Raw genomic sequence first — 18,615 nt, 5'->3', positions numbered from 1 at the left:
GGGGCGGAGCCCGCGGAGGCGTCGCGGCCGAGCGGGCGGCGTGCCCGCGCCGGGAGTCCGGGGCCGCGGGCGGCCGAGGGATTCATGCGGCATTCCATGGTGCCTCACTCTCGGGTAATGGCGCTCCAGCGCGGAACAGTATGCCAAGCCGCAAAACAACGGCACGTCGGTTCTGTACTGGCCGTGTACAAAATCTGTACATCCGATTCCCGCCCGGCGGAATGCTAGCGGATCGCGCCGGTTCCGTGGGGGCACATGAATTCATAGATGTCAATTGAGCCATGCATTTCAATGGCGATTGGACGGTGTACCGCGGCGGGCCGCCCACCGCGGCTCCGCCGCCCCCACCGCCGTTCCATGTCGATGCCACGGTGATTCCAGGCCGGTTGGCTAGCGTCGCTTCCGGCGCCGGGCCACCGACGGCCCGGTGCCCGCTCAGTGCTCCGGCAGGCATTCTCCACCAGGCAGATGACGACTCGAACGAGTCCAATGTGCACCGCCGCCGCGAGCGGACAGTCGTTTGTTCGGACCGGGGAGATCGCGACCATCGGTCGACCCGCACAGCAGGAATGGGGGTCTGTCGTGACGGAGACCATGAATGCGCCGGCGACGGCGTCCGCCGCACCGGCGGGCAGCGGGACGCTCGGCGAATCGCCGATCGCGATCGTCGGTCTGGGCGCACTGTTCCCTAAGGCGGGTGACGTGCGGGAGTACTGGGGCAATATCGTCGACGGCGTCGACTGCATCACCGACGTGCCCGAGACGCATTGGCGTCTCGACGACTATTACGACCCCGATCCGACGGTGCCGGACAAGACCTATTCGAGGCGCGGCGGATTCATTCCGGCCACCGCATTCCACCCCCTCGAATACGGCATTCCGCCGGCCACTCTCGAAGTCACCGGCGTGCTGCAGCTGCTCAGCCTCGTGGTGGCCGAGCAGACCCTGCGCGACGCGAACTGCTTCGACAGCGGGTGGTACCGGCCGGACCGCACCGGCGTGGTGCTCGGGGTCACCGGCCCCACCTCCATCGTGCAGCCGCTGGTCAGCCGCCTGCAGACGCCCGTGCTCAAGGAGGTCGTGCGCAGCTGCGGCCTCACCGACCGCGACGCCGACGAGATCGCCGCCAAGTTCACCAAGGCGTTCGCGCCCTGGCAGGAGAACTCGTTCCCCGGCATGCTCGGCAACGTCGTCGCCGGCCGCGTGGCCAACCGCTTCGACCTCGGCGGGATCAACTGCACCGTGGACGCCGCCTGCGCCAGCTCGCTGGCCGCGCTGCGGATGGCCGTCGACGAGCTGGTCAGCGGCCGCGCCGACCTGATGCTCACCGGCGGCGTCGACGCCGAGAACACGATCCTGATGTACCTGTGCTTCAGCAAGACGCCCGCGTTCAGCCGCACCGACCGGATCCGGCCGTTCGACGAGGACAGCGACGGCACCATGATCGGCGAAGGCCTCGGCATGCTGGCGCTCAAGCGCCTCGCCGACGCCGAACGCGACGGCGACCGGATCTACGCCGTGATCCGCGGCCTCGGCTCCTCCAGCGACGGACGGTTCAAGAGCATCTACGCGCCCCGGCGGGAAGGCCAGGTCACCGCGCTGCGCCGGGCCTACGCCGACGCGGGTCTCACCCCGGCCGACATCGGGCTCATCGAGTGCCACGGCACCGGCACGCCCGTCGGCGACCTCACCGAGCTGTCCGCGCTGCGCGACGTCTACACCGAGGCCGGCGCCGCCGCCGGCACCGTCGCGGTGGGCAGCGTCAAATCGCAGATCGGGCACACCAAGGGCGCCGCCGGCGTGGCGGGCGTCATCAAGTCCGCCCTGGCCCTGCACCAGAAGGTGCTGCCGCCGACCATCAACGTCACCCGCCCCCGCGCCGCGGCCGGTTTCGACGACTCGCCGTTCTACGTCAACAGCCGGACCCGGCCCTGGATCACCCAGCCCGGCGTCGACCGGCGCCGCGCGGCGGTGTCGTCGTTCGGGTTCGGCGGCACCAACTTCCACTGCGTCCTGGAGGAGCACCCGGCAGCCGACGCCGCGGCCCTGCACCGCACCGCGCAGGTGCGGCTCTGGCACGCGGCCACCGTCGCGCAGCTGCTCGACCTGCTGCGCGACGACCCGCACGGCAGCGACCCGCAGGACGCCGTGCCCGCCGGACACGCCCGCATCGCCCTGGTCAGCCGCGACGACGCCGAACGCGCCGCGCAACGGGAGACCGCCCGGCAGCGGCTCGCCGCCGAGCCCGGCCTCGACCGGCTCGACCTGGGCAGCGGCATCCACTTCCGCCGCGAGGGCGGCGTCCCCGGCCGCGTCGCGGCGCTGTTCGCCGGGCAGGGCAGCCAGTACGTGGGCATGGGCGCCACCGCCGCGCTCGCGCTGCCGCCCGTCCGCGCGGCCTACGACGCCGCCGCGGCCGCCTCCGACGACGGCGCGCTCGGCCGCGTGGTGTTCCCGCCACCGGCGTTCGACCCGCAGGTCTCGCAGGAGCAGGAGGCCGCGCTGCGCGCCACCGACCGCGCCCAGCCCGCCATCGGCGCGCTGTCCGCCGGGCAGTACCGCTACCTGCACCAGCTCGGCTTCCGCCCCGACGGGGCGCTCGGCCACAGCTTCGGCGAGCTCACCGCCCTGTGGGCGGCCGGCAGCCTCACCGACGCCGAGTTCCACCGGCTGGCCCAGGCCCGCGGCCGCGCCATGGCGCAGCGGCCCGCCGAGCTCACCGACCCGGGCGCGATGGCGGCGCTGGCCGCCGACCGCGAACGCGTCGAGAAGCTGCTCGTCGAGCACCCCGACGTGCTGATCTGCAACCTCAACGCACCCGACCAGACGGTCGTCGGCGGCGGCACGGCCGCCGTCGACGAGGTGCTGGCCGCCTGCGCCGAGCAGGGCATCACCGCCCGCAAGGTGCCCGTCGCCGCGGCGTTCCACACGCCGTACGTGGCCCACGCGGCCGAGCACTGGGCGCAGGCGCTCGCCCAGACCGAGCCCGGCGAGCCCGCGTTCCCGGTGTACGCCGACACCGAGGGCGCGGTGTACGGCGCCGACCCGCAGGCCAACCGCGACGTGCTGGTCGGTCAGCTCACCTCGCGCGTCGCCTTCGAGCCCCGCCTGCGCCAGATGTACGACGAAGGCTTCCGGGTCTTCGTCGAGTTCGGACCGCGCTCGGTGCTGTCCGGCCTGGTCCGGGCCACCCTCGGCGACCACCCCGACGTGGTCGTCCTCAACGCCGACAACGGGCCGCGCGGCGACGCCGACCGGGCCGTGAAGCAGCTCGCGGCGCAGCTGGCCGTGCTGGGCATGCCGCTGACCGGCATCAACCGGTACACCGCGCCCGAGATCCACCAACCCACCCGGAAGGGGCTGAGCGTCGAGTTGGACGGCATGAACCACATCCCGCAGCAGCGTCGCGACGACTACCAGGACGCGCTGGACAACGGATACCGCGTCCCCGCACCGCAGGCGGCCACGACGGACGCACCCGCGCCGGTCGCGGCGGCGGTCACCGCCGTGCTCGCCCCGGTCGCGCCCGCCGCCTCGCCCGCCCACCTGGCGACGCTGGCCGGCGAGCACCTGACCATGCACGGCCACTTCCTGGCCACCCAGCTGCAGGTCGCCGAGCGGATCGCCGCGCTGCTGCAGCACGAGGTGGCCAACGGGCCGCGCGAGTCGGTCATGGCGGGCATCGCCGCGCTCACCGAGCACGGCATCGCGATCAGCCAGAGCCACGGGCAGGCCAGCGACGTGCTGCGGGCCCTGGCCGGGGCGGGCGACACCCTCGCCGTCGGCCAGTCGGCCTATGTGGAGACGGACTGGCCCGGCGCGCAGCCGCCCACGGCGGCGGTCGGCTACGTGCCGCCCGCGCCGCGGTTCGCCGACCGTACGGCGCCGGCCTTCGCCGCACCGGCCCCGATCCACGCCGCCGCACCGGCCGCCACGGCGCCGCTCAACACCACGTCTCCGCTTAACGCGACGGCTCCGGCCCCGGCGACGGCTCCGGCCGACCCGACGGCTCCCGCCCACCTCACGGGTCCGGGCCACCCGGCGGCCCCCGCCACCGCGACCGCGGCACCGGCGGCCACCGCGGCGTCGGCAGACGCCGCGAACGGCGCGGCATCGGTCCAGCCCGCGGCCGAGACCGGCGGCGACGTGCGCGGCGTCCTGCTCGAGATCGTCGCCGACAAGACCGGATACCCCGCCGACATGCTCGACGCCACCATGGATATCGAGGCGGACCTCGGCATCGACTCCATCAAGCGGGTCGAGATCATGTCCACGCTGGCCAACCGGTTCCCCGACGCCCGGGCCATCACGCCGGAGAGCCTGGCCGCCACGCGCACGCTCGACGACATCATCGCGGTGGTCACCGCCGCCCAGGGCGGCGCACCGGGGGAGGCGGGCACCTCCCCAAAAGCCCTCGCGGCCCTGTCGTCGAGCAGCGGGCCGGCCGCCTGATCGACCTCCCCCCACCGGACCGGCTCGCCGCCGCCTACGGCACCGACCCGCAGGCGCTGGTGCTGGGCGGCGACGGCACCATCGCCCGGCAGCTGCGCGACAGCGGCTGGCACGTGCATACGGAGCCCGCCGACGTCGACCAGCTGCGGCTGGTGCTCGTCGAGCTGCCCGCCATGGCCGCCGACCCGCAGGAAGCCACCGGCGTGCTCGCCGACACGCTCGCCCTCGCCGGGCGCTACCAGCCGGTGCTGGAGCGGGCCGGCGGGCGGGCGGCGTTCGTCACGCTCACCCGGCTGGACGGGGCGTTCGGCCTTGAGGATGCCGACGGCCCGGCGGCCGTGCTCGGCGCCGTCACCGGCCTGGTCAAGACCCTCGCGATCGAGGCGCCGGAGCTGTTCTGCCGCGCGCTGGACATCGCCCCCGACATCACCGCCGACGACTGCGCCGAGCTGGTGCTCGCCGAACTCGCCGACCCGCGCCGCGACCTGCCCCAGGTCGCCCACCGCGACGGCCGTCGGCGCACGCTGACCAGCACACCCCTGGCGGCCCCGCCCGCCGCGGGGTCGGCGGTCGGCCCGGACGACCTGATGGTGGTCACCGGCGGCGGCCGCGGCATCACCGCCCACTGCGCCACCGCGCTGGCCGAACGCACCGGCTGCGGCCTGATCCTGCTCGGCCGCAGCCCGCTGCCGGACGAACCGGACTGGGCGCACGGCATCCCCGACGACCGGCTGCGGGCCGCGATCGTCGCCCAGCGCCGCGCGGCCGGGCAGCAGCCGACCCCGCGCGAGGTGGAGGCAGAGTTCCGCGGCCTGGCCGCCGCCCGCGAGGTCCGGGCGACGCTCGCCGCGATCCGGGCCACCGGGGCCGCCGCCGAGTACGCCGTCGCCGACGTCGCCGACACCGAGTCGGTGCGGGCCGCCCTGGCACCCCACCGCGACCGCATCACCGGGTTCGTACACGGCGCGGGCGTGCTCGCCGACCAGCGCATCGCCGACAAGGCACCCGACGACGCCGCCCGCGTGCTCGCCCCGAAGGTGCACGGCTGGTTCGCGGTGCTCGCCGCGCTCGACCTGGACCGGCTGCGCCACGTCGCCGCGTTCTCGTCCATCGCCGGCTGGCGGGGCAACGCCGGCCAGGCCGACTACGCCATGGCCAACGAGGCGCTGAACCGGCTCGCCGCGGCCCTGCACCGCACCCGCGACGGCATCCACACCGTCGCGCTGAACTGGGGCGCGTGGGCCGGTGGCATGGTCACCCCGGAACTGGCGCGCCTGTTCACCGAACGCGGCGTGCCCCTGATCCCCGTCGACGAGGGCGTGCGCGTCTTCACCGACCGGATGATCGCCCCCGCCGCCGACCAGCTCGTCATCGTCGGACCGGACGCGCCGCTGACCGGCCCCGCGCCCGCCGGACCCACCGGCGGGCCGGTCGACCGCAGCCTGGCGCCGCTGTCCGCCGACCCCGCGGTCCTCGCCCACGCCATCGACGGCAAGCCGGTCCTGCCGATGACCGGCGCGCTCGGCGCCATGCTCAACGTCGCCGATCCCACGGCACGCGCCGCCCGGCAGATCGTCGTCTACCGCGGCGTGGTCCTCGGCGAATCCGGCCCGGCCGAGCTGCGCTTCGAGACCACCGCGGCCGACGGCGGCACCCAGGTCACGGTCCGCGACGAGAGCGGGCGCCCGCGCTACCGGGCGGAACTGCTGACCGCACCACCCGAGGCGGCACCGGCCCGGCACGGGCTGCCCCCGCTCGACGGCGGCGAAGCGATCGACGTCTACACCGACGGGACCCTGTTCCACGGCCCGGCGCTGCAGGGCATCCGCCGGCTGCTCGCCGACGGCGACACCGGCCTGATCACGGCCTGCCGCCTGCGCGATCCCGGCCTCGGCGGCGGCGCTTACGGCACCGCCGGCTACCAGCCCGCCCTGCTGGACCTGCTGCTGCAGAGCCTGTCCGTATGGGTCCGCCGCCACCACGGCGTGAGCAGCCTGCCCAGCCGCGCCGCCGGATTCCGGCTCTACCACCGGCTGCCCGACGACACCCCGTTCTACGCGATCGTCGAGAACGTCGTGTCCGAAGGCAGCGTCCACCGCGCCACCCTCGTCGCCTGCGCCGAGGACGGCACCGTGCTCGCCGTCTTCGACGACCTCGAAGCCGTCGGCGCGGCGGCGCTCAACGACAAGTTCCGGGTGAGCGCCCGATGAGGACGGACATGCCCCCCAACGGTGAGACCATCGTCCTCGACGAGGACGTCGCATACGCACACCGGCCCGCGGTCCCGGCCGCCGGGCGGCTCGGCGCCGCTGTCGCGCGCGCCCACTTGGCCGCGATCAGCGCCCACCACGCGGTGCAGGAACGGGTCCTGCGCGAACTGGAAGCCGCCGCATCCGGTCCAGCCGCCGCATCCGGTCCCACCAGCGCGTCCGGTCCGGTCGCCGCGTCCGGTCCTGCCGCCGGGCGGCCGATCCTCGACGAGGCCGACCTGCTGGAGTTCGCCACGGGCAAGGCCGCCAACGTCTTCGGCCCCCGGTTCGCACCGGTCGACGAGCTGCCCGGCCGGACCAGGCTGCCCGCGCCGCCGTTCCTGTTCGCCTCCCGCGTCACCCGGCTGGAGGGCACGACCGGCGAGTTCGGGCCGGCAGCGATCACCGTCGAGTACGACATCCCGCACGACGCCTGGTTCGCCGTCGACGGCGACGTCTCGATCGGCCTGGCCACCGAGGCCGGGCAGAGCTGCATGCTGCTGGCCGCGTACCTCGGCGTGGACCTGGACCGCCCGGCCGAGCGCTTCTTCCGGCTGCTCGGCGGCGAGGCCGTGTTCCACGGGCCGCGGCCGCGCACCGGGCAGACCCTGCGCTACGACACCGAGATCGAGAGCTTCACCGCGCTGGGCGACAACCTGGTCTTCGCCTTCCGGACCACCTGCCACGCGGGCGACCAGCCGGTCTTCTCCCTGCACGGCGCCCGCGCCGGCTTCTTCACCCGGGAGGCGCTGGACGCCGCCGGGGGAATCGTCAGCTCACCCGCCGACCGCAGACGCACCGGGGCCATGACCCCCGGCTGGTTCAAGCCGCTGGCCCGCACCGACCGCACCCGGCTGGACCGCGCCGCGCTCGAACAGCTCGCCGCGGGGGAGTGCGCGCAGGTGTTCGGCCCAGCCTGGCGGCAGGGCACCGGCGCCGAGCGCCTGAACCCGGCAATCCGGCTGCCCCACGGCCGGCTGCTGGTGCTCGACGAGGTCACCGGGATCGACCGCACCGGCGGCCCGCGCCAACTCGGCCGGATCGAGGCCGTGCAGCGGATCAGCCCTGACGACTGGTACTTCGCCTGCCACTTCCCCGGCGACCCGCTGCTGCCCGGCTCGCTCATCGTCGAGGGGGCCGCCCAGGTCCTGCAGACGTACGCCATGTTCCTGGGCCTGCACCTGGTCTTCCCCGACGCGGAGTTCCAGCCGGTCGCGGGCCGTCCCGGCACCCTGACCATGCGCGGCCAGGTGACCCCGGCGTCGTCCCGGCTGCGCTACGTCGCCGAGGTCACCGACATCGACCTGCTCCCGCGCCCCACCGTCGTCGCCGACATCACCTGCTACGACGGCGACCGGGCGGTGGTGCGGATCCACGACTTCGCGCTGCAGGTGCGCGAGCGCCCCGGCACCGCCTACCGGCCCGAGGCAGGAGGCCGCCCGGTCCGCTTCCTCGGCAGACACAACGCCGCCGGTGACCCGTCGCTGGTCAACGAGTTCCACCTGGCGCACATCTGCCTGGGCGACCTGCCCACCGGGATGGGCCCCGAGTTCGCCGTCTACGACGGGCGGCGCAGCCCGCGCGGCGCCAACGGCGACTTCAAGTACGTCGACCGGATCATGTCGCTGGAGGGCTCCCGCGACGCCGTCACCGACGGCGCCCGCATGGTGTCCGAGTACGACTCCGCACCGGACTCCTGGTACTACCACGAGTCCGGGACCGCCGACATGCCCAACTGCGTGCTCATGGAGACCTCGCTGCAGGCCGCCGCGCTCACCACCGCGTACCTGGGCTCGATCCTCGGCGACCCGCAGGAGACCTACTCGATCCGCAACCTCAACGGCACCGCCACCGTCCTGCGCGACGTCGACCTGCGCGGGCGCACCGTGCGCCACAAGTCCACGCTGCTGTCCACCCAGCGGCTGGCCGGGGTCATCCTGCAGGACCTCGCCTACACCCTGACCGTCGACGGCGAGCCGTTCTACCAGGGGCAGTCGCTGTTCGGCTACTTCAACGACGCGGCGCTGGCCAACCAGACCGGCCTCGACGGCGGCCGCCTCGTCCCGCCGTGGCTGGACGCCCACCCGGCTGCCGAAGCGCAGCGCATCGACATCGCGGGCGACCCCGGCTGGCGGCGGCCGCGTGACGGCGACGGCCTGCACCTGGGCCACGGCCGCCTCGCCCTGATCGACGACGCGGTCCTGGTCCCCGGCGGCGGCACGCACGGCCGCGGCTACGTGCTGGCCCGCCGCCGCATCGACCCCGCCGACTGGTACTTCGCCCGGCACTTCTACCTGGACCCGGTGATGCCCGGCTCGCTCGGCGTCGAGGCGATCCTGCAGGCCCTGCAGGTGTACGTGATGCGCAGCGGCCTGACCGACGGCCTCGGCCCGGCCCGTTTCGTCCGCCCGGCCGGCGTCCCGATGACGTGGCGATACCGCGGCCAGATCCTGCGGGAGGACCCGGAGATGCTCTTCGACCTGCACGTCAGCGACGTCCGGCGCGACGACGCCGGCCTGGTCGTCGTCGCCGACGCGAACGTGTGGAAACGCGGCCTGCGCATCTACGAGGTCAGCGGCGTCGCGCTCGCGGTGCGCCCGGACGGTGCCGCATGACCGCCCCGGCGCTGTCCGGCCCGCGCACCGACCCGGCCGGCATCAACGAGGTCCTCAACGCCGTCGAGCTGCCCTGCCACGTGGTGCAGACCCCGGCCGGCGTCGCGCTCACCCACGTCCTGCCCGCGCGCGGCGCGCGGCCGGTGCTGTCGCTGGCCCCGCTGCCCGCCACCCGGCTGGGCGACCCGGGCTTCCGCACCGCCCACGGCGTCACGTACGCGCTGATGGCAGGCGCGATGGCCGGCGGCATCGGCTCGCCCGAACTCGTCACGGCCATGGCCCGCCACGGCTACCTCGCCGCGTACGGCTCCGGCGGCGTCGCGCCCAGCCGCATCGAGCAGGCCCTGCACCACCTCGCCGCCCACGCGGCGGGCCTGCCCTACGCGGTGAACCTGCTGCATGCCCCGCACGAGCCCGCCGTGGAACGCGCCGTGGTCGACCTGTGCCTGCGCCACGGCGTGCGCTGCGTCGAGGCGTCGGCGTTCATGAACCTGACCGCGCCGCTCGTCCACTACCGCCTGGCCGGCCTGCACCGCCGACCCGACGGCACCGTGGCCGCCGCCAACCGTGTCATCGCCAAGGTGTCCCGGCCCGAGGTCGCCGAGCGCTTCCTCACCCCGGCCGACCCGGCGATCGTCACCGCCCTGGCCGACGCCGGGCTGATCAGCGCCGAGCAGGCCGCCCTCGCGGCGTACGCGCCCATGGCCGACGACGTCACCGTGGAGGCCGACTCCGGCGGGCACACCGACGGCCGCCCGCTCGCCGTGCTGCTCCCGGCGCTGGCCGGGCTCCGCGACGCGCTGCGCCAGCGCCACCCCCACCTCGGCCCGGTGCGGCTCGGTGCGGCCGGCGGGATCGGCACCCCGGCCGCCGTGCATGCCGCGTTCGCCCTGGGCGCCGACTACGTCGTGACCGGCTCGGTCAACCAGGCCTGCCGCGAGGCGGGCACCTCCGCCCAGGCCCGCCGCATGCTCGCCGCCGCCGGCATCGCCGACGTGGGCCTGGCCCCGTCGGCGGACATGTTCGAGTTCGGCTCGCGGGTGCAGGTGCTCAAACGCGGCACCATGTTCGCCCAGCGGGCCGGGCGCCTGCACCGCTGCTACGAGCGCTACGACAGCCTCGAGGCGCTGCCGGCCGAGGAGCGCGAGTGGCTGGAGACCGTCGTGCTGCGCCGCACGATCGCCGACGTCTGGGAGGACGTCGTCGAGTTCTTCACCCACCGCGACCCCGCCCAGCTCGAAGCCGCCCAGGCCGACCCGCGGCGGCGCATGGCGCTGCTGTTCCGCTGGTATCTCGGGCTGTCGTCGCGGTGGGCGTCCACCGGCGACACCGAGCGGACCGTCGACTACCAGATCTGGTGCGGCCCCGCCATGGGCGCGTTCAACCAGTGGGCGGCCGGCACCTACCTCGCCGCACCCGAGAACCGCTCCGTCGTCGACGTGTCCCACCACCTGCTGCGGGGCGCGGCCGTCGCTGCCCGCGTCCACCAGCTGCGGCTCGCCGGGGTCCGGCTGCCGCAGCCCGCGACCGCCTACCGCGTCATCCCCGTCGGCTGAGCCGCGGCCCGTACCCGGATCGGAGAACCCAGATGAGCAACCCCTTCGACGACGACAACGGCACCTTCCTGGTGCTGGTGAACGACGAGAACCAGCACTCGCTGTGGCCCGCGTTCGCCGACGTGCCGGCCGGGTGGCGCACCGTCTTCGGCCCCGCGCCGCGGCAGGACTGCCTCGACCACATCGAGCAGCACTGGACCGACATGCGCCCGGCCAGCCTGGCCCGGCGCATGGCCGAGCAGCAGGCCTGATGGACACCCGGGCCGAAGGCGGCGGCCTGCCGCTGCTCGCCGGGCAGCACGGGCTCTGGTTCGCCCAGCAGCTCGCCGACGCCGGCCGGCAGTACAGCGTCGCCCAGTACACCGACATCGCCGGGCCGCTGGACCGGGCCCTGATGGCCCGCGCGATGGCGCAGGTCGTCACCGAGGTGGAGAGCCTGCGGCTCTACTTCACCGAGCACGACACGACCGTGCGCCAGCACCTGGCCGACCTGTCCGACTGGACGCTGCACGACGTCGACCTGAGCGACCGGCCCGACCCCGAACAGGCCGCCCGGCAGTGGATGGACGAGGACCTGGCCGCACCGGTCGACCTCGGCCGCCCGCCGCTGGGCACCGGCGCGCTGCTGCGCCTGGGCCCCGAGCGCCACCTGTGGTACCAGCGCGTCCACCACCTGGCCGCCGACGGGTACAGCGGCCTGATCATCGCCCGCCGGGTCGGTGTCATCTACTCGGCGCTGGTCAACGGCCGCCCCTGCCCGGCGCCGACCATGGGCACGGTCGCCGAGCTGCTCGCCGACGAGGCCGCCTACCGGGGCTCGCCCCGGTACGAGGCCGACCGGGCCTACTGGGCCGGGCTGCTGGACGGCGCACCCGAGCCGGTCACGCTGTCCACCTCGTCGGCGGCGCCCACCGGCCAGGTCTTCCGCACCACCGGCAGGCTCAGCGACGCCGCCACCGACGCGCTGCGCGCCGCCGCCAGGACGGCCGGGGTGCCCTGGACCACGCTCGTCGTCGCCGGCCTGGCCACCTACGTGCACCACCTGACCGGCGCGGCCGAGCTGACGTTCGCGCTGCCCGTGCTGGCCCGCGACAACGAGCTGCTGCTGCGTACCCCAGGCATGCTGTCCAACGTGCTGCCGCTGCGGGTCAGCGTGCGGCCGGAGCAGCCGTTCGCCGAGCTCGCCCGGTCCGTCGGCGCGCAGATGCGCGAGGCACTGCTGCACCAGCGCTACCGCTACGAGGACATCCGCCGCGAACGCGGCGCGCTCGAGCACGACCGGGGCCTGTTCAACATCGAGATCAACGTCATGTCGTTCCCGTTCGACGTGAAGTTCGGCCCGGCGGCGTCCACGTTCCACAACCTCACCAACGGTCCCGTCGACGGGCTCGCCGTGCACATCTACGGCCTGCCCGACACCGGTGGGCTGCGCATCGACTTCGACGGCGACCTCGGCCTGTACACCACGGCCGAGCTCGCCGAGCACCGGCGGCGCTTCGCCGTCTTCCTCACCGCGCTGGTCGGCGACCCGGACCGCCCGGTCGGGCGGCTGGACACCATCGGCGCCGTGGAGAAGGCCAGAGTGCTGAGCACCGGCGCCGTCCCACCCCGGCCGCTGCCCGAAGGCACCCTGGTCGAGCAGTTCGAACGGCATGCCGCGCAGACCCCCGACGCGGTCGCCGTCGTCGACGCGGGCGCCACGACCACCTACGCGCAGCTGAACGACCGCGCCGAGCGGCTGGCCCGCGCGCTGGCCGCCCGCGGCGCCGGGCCCGAGACGTTCGTGGCCACCATGCTGCCCCGCTCCACCGACATGATCGCCACGGTGCTGGCCGTGCTGAAGACCGGCGCCGCCTACGTGCCGGTCGACCCCGCCAACCCCGCCGACCGGGTCGCGGCGCTGCTGGCCGACATCGACCCGGTCGCGGTCGTGCCCGGTCCGGGCCTGGACGGCGACGCCGACCCCGCCGGGCGGCCCGACCCCGACGGGCTCGCGTACGCCATCTTCACCTCCGGCTCCACCGGCCGGCCCAAGGGCGCCCTCGTGCACCACCGCGGCGCGCTCAACCACCTGCTGGCCAAGGTGGACGACCTCGGGCTCACCGCCACCGACCGGATCGTGGCCAACGCGCCCCTCACCTTCGACATCTCGGTATGGCAGATGCTGGCCGCGCTGATCGTGGGCGGCCAGGTGCACGTCGCCGACGAGGACGCCGCCCGCGACCCGATGGAGCTGTTCGGCCTGGCCGCCGCGCACGCCGTCACCATCCTGGAGGTGGTGCCCTCGCTGCTGCGCGCCGCGCTGGACGCCTGGGACGCGGGCCTGCCCGCCGTCGCGCTGCCCGAGCTGCGCTGGCTGGTCGTCACCGGCGAGGCGCTGCCCGCCGACCTGTGCCGCCGCTGGTTCGCCAGGTATCCGCAGATCCCGCTGATGAACGCGTACGGCCCGACCGAATGCTCCGACGACGTCACCCACGCGGTGCTGCGCGACGGCGACGTGGCCGACGGCGGAGTCGTCCCCATCGGACGGCCGGTCCGCAACACCCGCCTGTACGTGCTGAACCCCGCGCTGCGCCCGCTGCCCGCCGGGGTGCCCGGCGAGCTGTACGTCGGCGGCACCGGTGTGGGCCGCGGCTACCTCGGCGACACCGGCCGCACCGCCGCCACGTTCGTCGCCGACCCGTTCGCGACCGCACCCGGCGCCCGCATGTACCGCACCGGCGACCACGCCCGCTGGACCCCCGACGGGCAGCTGGAGTTCCTGGGCCGCCGCGACCACCAGGTGAAGATCCGTGGGCAGCGCATCGAGCTCGGCGAGATCGAGGCGGCGCTGCGGGCGGTGCCCGGCGTCTCCGACGCGGTCGTCGTGGTCCGCGAGGACCGGCCCGGCGACCGCCGGCTGGTGGCGTACCTGTCCCGCCGCGACGACGCCGCGGTCGAGCCGGCCGCCGCCCGTGCCGCAGCCGCGGCGGCGCTGCCCGAGCACATGGTGCCCGCCGCGTTCGTGGTGCTGGACACGCTGCCCCTCAACACCAGCGGCAAGGTCGACCGCAAGGCCCTGCCCCGGCCCGACCTCGGGTCCGGCGGCGGCCGGGCGCCCCGCGACGAGCGCGAACGCCTGCTCTGCGAGCTGGCCGCCGCGGTGCTGGGCGTGCCGTCGATCGGCCCCGAGGACAGCTTCTTCGAACTCGGCGGCGACAGCATCGTCGCGATCCAGCTGGTCAGCCGGGCGCGGGCGGCGGGCCTGCAGTTCACCGCCCGTGACGTGTTCCAGGGCCGCACCATCGCCGCGCTGGCCGCAGCCGCCGTCGAAGCCGAACGGACCGTGGCCGAGCCCGCCGCCGAGGGCATCGGCGAGGTGCCGCTCACGCCGATCGTCACCGGCTGGCTCGACGCGGGCGGCCCGCTCGACGCCGTACACCAGGCGATCGTGCTGGAGGTGCCGTCCGGGCTGCGGCCCGACGCCCTGACCGGTGCCCTGCAGCAGCTGCTGGACACCCATCACGTGCTGCGCTCCCGGTTCGACGTCGCGGCCCGCCGCTGGCAGATCATGCCGGCCGGCTCGGTCGCCGCCGCGTCGCTGATCCGCCGGGTCGACACCGTCGACCAGCTCGCCGTCGAGGACGCCCGGGACCGGCTCGACGTCGCCGCCGGGGTGCTGCTGCAGGCCGTGTGGCACGACGGCGACCCCGGCCGCCTGCTCCTGGTCGTACACCACCTCGCGGTCGACGGCGTCTCCTGGCGGGTGCTCGCCGCCGACCTGGCCGCGGCCGCCGCCGGGGCCGACCTGGCGCCGGTGCCGGTCTCGTTCCGCACGTACGCCCGGCGCCTGGTCGCCGCCGACCGCACCGCCGAGCTGGACGCCTGGCGCGGGATCGTCGCCGATACCGCCGCCGCGCCCCTCGACCCGGACAAGGACGTGGCCGGCACCGCCGGCCGCACCACCGTCCGGCTCACCGGCGCCACGGTGGACACGCTGCTCACCCGCCTGCCCGCGCTGTTCCACTGCGGCCCGGACGACGTCCTGCTCGCCGCGCTGGCACCGGCCGCCGCCAGATGGACCGGCCGCGGCACGGTCCACCTGGCACTGGAGGGGCACGGCCGCGACGACACCGACCTGGACCTGTCGCGCACCGTCGGCTGGTTCACCGCGCAGTACCCGGTCCGGCTCGTGCCCGGCAGCGCGGACTGGGCGGAGATCGCCGCCGGTGGCCCCGCCGCGGGCCGGGTGCTCAAGACCGTGAAGGAGCAGCTGCGCCAGGTTCCGGGCAACGGCAGCGGCTACGGCCTGCTCCGTGACCGGCTCGACGCGCCGCGCCCCGGGCTGGCCTTCAACTACCTGGGCCGGCTCGACGCGGGCACCGGTCACCACGGCTGGCGGCTGCTGCCCGGCCACGAACTCACCCACGCCGCCCACCCGGGGCAGCCGCTCGGCCACGCGATCGAGATCGACGCGCACGTCCGCGACACCCCCGACGGCCCCCAGCTGGTCGCCGAGTGGGTGTGGGCGTCGCGCATCCACGGCCAGGACGTCACCGAACTCGCCGAGCTGTGGGCACAGGCGCTGCACGGCCTGGCCGCCCACGCCGACGATCCGGGCGCGGGCGGCCTCACCCCGTCGGACCTGGACCTGGTCGCCATCGACCAGTCCGAACTCGACGACCTGGAAGCACTACTCGTCGACGAACGGGGACTCTGAGCATGCCCGGCTCCCGCATCGAGGACATCCTGCCGCTGTCGCCGTTCGCGGAGGGACTGCTGTTCCACGCGCTGCTCGACGCCGACGGCCAGGACGTGTACACCGTCCAGACCAGCCTGGACCTGGACGGCGAGCTGGACCCGGCCCGGCTGCGGACCGCCGCGGAGGCGCTGCTGCGCCGCCACCCCCACCTGCGCGCCGGGTTCCGCCAGCGCGCCAACGGCGATCCGGTGCAGGTCGTCGAACGCGACGTGACACTGCCGTGGCGCGAGCTCGACCTGAGCGGCCTGCCCGACACCGACCGCGAGGAGGAGCTGCGCCGGGCCGTCGAGCACGACTGGGCGCAGCGGTTCGACGTCACCCGCCCGCCGCTGGTCCGGTTCCTCGTCGCCCGGATCGGCCCGCGCCGCTGGCGGCTGGTCGCCGCCAACCACCACCTGCTGCTCGACGGCTGGTCGATGCCGCTGCTCATGCAGGAGCTGTTCGCGCTGTACCAGGGGACGGTCCCGCCGCCCGCGCCGCCGTACCGCGACTTCCTGGGCTGGCTCGGCCGCCGGGACCGCGACCAGGCGCGCGAGCAGTGGGCGCGCGTCCTGGACGGCGTCACCGAACCGACCCGCGTCGCCGGGGCCACCTGCGGCGTGGTGCGGGCCGAGCGGGTCACCGTGCCCGTCGACCCGGGCCTGGCGGCCGTCGCCCGCGCCCACGGGCTGACCGTCAACAGCGTCGTGCAGGGCGCCTGGGCGGCGCTGCTGGCCTCGCTCACCGGCCGCGACGACGTCGTGTTCGGCGCGACCGTGTCAGGCCGCCCCGCCGACCTGCCCGGCGTCGAGGCGATGGTCGGCCTGTTCATCAACACCGTGCCGGTGCGGGTGCGGCTGGACCCGGCCCGCCCGCTGCTCGACACCATGCGCGAGGTCCAGGACGAGCAGGCCGCGCTCGCCGAGCACCAGTACCTCGGGCTCACCGACGTCCACCGGGCGGTGGGCATGCCGGAGCTGTTCGACACCATCGTGCTGCTCGACAACCACCCGTTCGACCTCACCGGAGCCGAGATCCCCGGCACGGGGCTGCGGATCAGCGGGGTGTCCCAGCGCGACGGGGCGCACTATCCGCTGCGGCTGGTGCTGATCCCGCAACCGGCCCCGGCACTGCACCTGGACTACCGGCCCGACCTGTTCGACGCCGGCACGGCACGGTCGCTGGCCGACCGGCTCGCCCGCACCCTCGCCGCGATCGCGGCCGACCCGGCCGTCCGGCCCGCCGAGATCGACCCGGTGCCCGACGCCGAGCGGCAGCGGCTGGACGCGTGGAACGCCACCGGCCGGCCGGTGCCGGACACCACGCTGCCCGCGCTGCTGGCCGCGCAGGCGGCGCGCACCCCCGACGCGATCGCCGTGTCCGGCGAGGACGAGACCCTGACCTACGCCGAGCTGGCCGCACGGGTCAACCGGCTGGCCCGGCTGCTGATCGACCGGGGCGTCGGCCCGGAGACCTTCGTCGCGGTCGTCCTGCCCCGCTCGGTCGACCAGGTCGTGTCGCTGCTGGCCGTGGTCACCGCCGGCGGGGCTTACGTGCCGATCGACCCGGACTACCCTCGTGAGCGCATCGACCTGATCCTCGCCGACGTTGCTCCGGTGCTGGTCCTCGACCGGCGGGAACTCGCGGCGGACTTCCCGGCGGACCCGCCCGCAGTCGGCGTGCTGCCGGACCACCCCGCCTACATGATCTTCACGTCGGGCTCGACCGGCCGCCCCAAGGGCACCGTCGTCAGCCACCGCTCGATCGTCAACCGCCTGCTCTGGATGCAGGACGAGTATGCGCTGACCGGCGACGACCGGGTCCTGCAGAAGACGCCCGCCACCTTCGACGTGTCGGTGTGGGAGTTCTTCTGGCCGCTGATCACCGGCGCCCGGCTGGTGGTGCTGCGCCCCGGCGGCCACCTGGACCCCGCCCACCTGGCCGACACGATCCAGCGGCAGCAGATCACCACCGTCCACTTCGTGCCGTCGATGCTGCACGCCTTCCTCGCCGAGCCCGCCGCGGCGGCCTGCACCGGCCTGCGCCGCGTCATCTGCAGCGGCGAAGCCCTCGACAGCGACCTGCAGCACCGGTTCGCGGCGCTGCTCGACGTGCCGCTGCACAACCTGTACGGCCCGACCGAGGCCGCCGTCGACGTCACCTACTGGCCGTGCGACCCCGCCGACGCGGGCGACTCGGTGCCGATCGGCCACCCCGTCTGGAACACCCGGCTGCACGTGCTCGACCGGCACCTGCGCCCGGCCGCGGTCGGCGCGACCGGTGAGCTGTACCTGGCCGGGGTGCAGCTGGCGCGCGGCTATCACGGCCGCAGCGCCCTCACGGCGCAGCGGTTCGTCGCCGACCCTTACGCCCCCGAGCCCGGCGGGCGCATGTACCGCACCGGCGACCTCGTCCGACGCCGCCCCGACGGCGCCCTGGTCTTCGTCGGCCGCGTCGACGACCAGGTGAAGGTGCGCGGGTTCCGGATCGAGCTGGGCGAGGTCGAAGCAGCGCTCACCGCCCTCGCGGGAGTGACCCGCGCGGTGGCCGTGGCCCGCGACAACCGCCTCGTCGGCTACGTCACCGGCGACGCCGAGCCGGCCGCCGTAAGGGCCGCGCTGGGCGCCACGCTGCCCGAACACATGGTCCCGTCGGTGATCATGGTGCTGCCCGAGCTGCCCCTTAACGCCAGTGGCAAGGTGGACCGCAGGGCGCTGCCCGCACCCGAGGTGCAGGCCGGCACCGGCCGGGCACCGCGCACCCCGCAGGAGGAGACGCTCTGCCGGCTGTTCGCCGAGGTCCTCGGCGTGCCGCAGCTCGGCGTCGACGACGACTTCTTCGACCTGGGCGGCCACTCGCTGCTGGCCACCAGGCTGATCAGCCGTATCCGCACCGAGCTGAAGATCGACGCCTCGCTGCGCGCGCTGTTCGACGCCCGCACCGTCGCCAGGTTCGCCGCGACGCTGGCGGGTTCGGGGGAGGCCCGTCAGCCAGTACGGCCCTTCCCGCGTCAGGCGCACATG

7 protein-coding genes are annotated in these 18,615 nt (G+C 74.9%); all 7 read left to right on the top strand.

Features of this window, described 5'->3' with window-relative positions; translation table 11 throughout:
• The first annotated feature begins 582 nt into the window (after nt 1-582).
• Nucleotides 583-4,452 (top strand): type I polyketide synthase, encoded by a 3,870-nt coding sequence (locus Cba03nite_RS35600; RefSeq protein WP_203756239.1) that lies wholly within the window; start codon nt 583-585, stop codon nt 4,450-4,452.
• Between the two features lie 59 nt (nt 4,453-4,511).
• A complete protein-coding gene (locus Cba03nite_RS35595) occupies nt 4,512-6,662 on the top strand; it encodes an SDR family NAD(P)-dependent oxidoreductase (protein WP_203756237.1) in 2,151 nt (716 codons plus the stop codon).
• Between the two features lie 8 nt (nt 6,663-6,670).
• Nucleotides 6,671-9,316: a hotdog family protein gene (locus Cba03nite_RS35590; RefSeq protein ID WP_203756235.1), complete on the top strand. Its 2,646-nt coding sequence runs from the start codon at nt 6,671-6,673 to the stop codon at nt 9,314-9,316.
• Nucleotides 9,313-10,872: a PfaD family polyunsaturated fatty acid/polyketide biosynthesis protein gene (locus Cba03nite_RS35585; RefSeq protein WP_203756233.1), complete on the top strand. Its 1,560-nt coding sequence runs from the start codon at nt 9,313-9,315 to the stop codon at nt 10,870-10,872. Before Cba03nite_RS35590 ends, Cba03nite_RS35585 begins: the two co-directional genes overlap by 4 nt.
• A 32-nt stretch (nt 10,873-10,904) precedes the next feature.
• A complete protein-coding gene (locus tag Cba03nite_RS35580; RefSeq protein ID WP_203756231.1) occupies nt 10,905-11,123 on the top strand; it encodes an MbtH family protein in 219 nt (72 codons plus the stop codon).
• Nucleotides 11,123-15,571 (top strand): non-ribosomal peptide synthetase, encoded by a 4,449-nt coding sequence (locus Cba03nite_RS35575; RefSeq protein WP_203756229.1) that lies wholly within the window; start codon nt 11,123-11,125, stop codon nt 15,569-15,571. The genes Cba03nite_RS35580 and Cba03nite_RS35575 overlap by 1 nt, the downstream gene beginning before the upstream one ends.
• A gap of 2 nt (nt 15,572-15,573) precedes the next feature.
• The coding region (locus tag Cba03nite_RS35570; protein WP_203756227.1) for a non-ribosomal peptide synthetase at nt 15,574-18,615 on the top strand (3,042 nt) is incomplete at its 3' end.

The sequence above is a fragment of the Catellatospora bangladeshensis genome (genome assembly GCF_016862575.1).
Taxonomy (GTDB): Bacteria; Actinomycetota; Actinomycetes; order Mycobacteriales; family Micromonosporaceae; genus Catellatospora; species Catellatospora bangladeshensis.
The sequence above is the reverse complement of the archived record's forward strand: the minus strand, read 5'-3'. Positions and strand labels throughout refer to the sequence as shown.

What these genes read in the sequence shown, in the direction of transcription:
- Cba03nite_RS35590 (WP_203756235.1), top strand. Translation starts at nt 6,671, where the DNA reads ATGCCCCCCAACGGTGAGACCATCGTCCTCGACGAGGACGTCGCATAC.
- Cba03nite_RS35585 (WP_203756233.1), top strand. Translation starts at nt 9,313, where the DNA reads ATGACCGCCCCGGCGCTGTCCGGCCCGCGCACCGACCCGGCCGGCATC.
- Cba03nite_RS35575 (WP_203756229.1), top strand. Translation starts at nt 11,123, where the DNA reads ATGGACACCCGGGCCGAAGGCGGCGGCCTGCCGCTGCTCGCCGGGCAG.
- Cba03nite_RS35580 (WP_203756231.1), top strand. Translation starts at nt 10,905, where the DNA reads ATGAGCAACCCCTTCGACGACGACAACGGCACCTTCCTGGTGCTGGTG.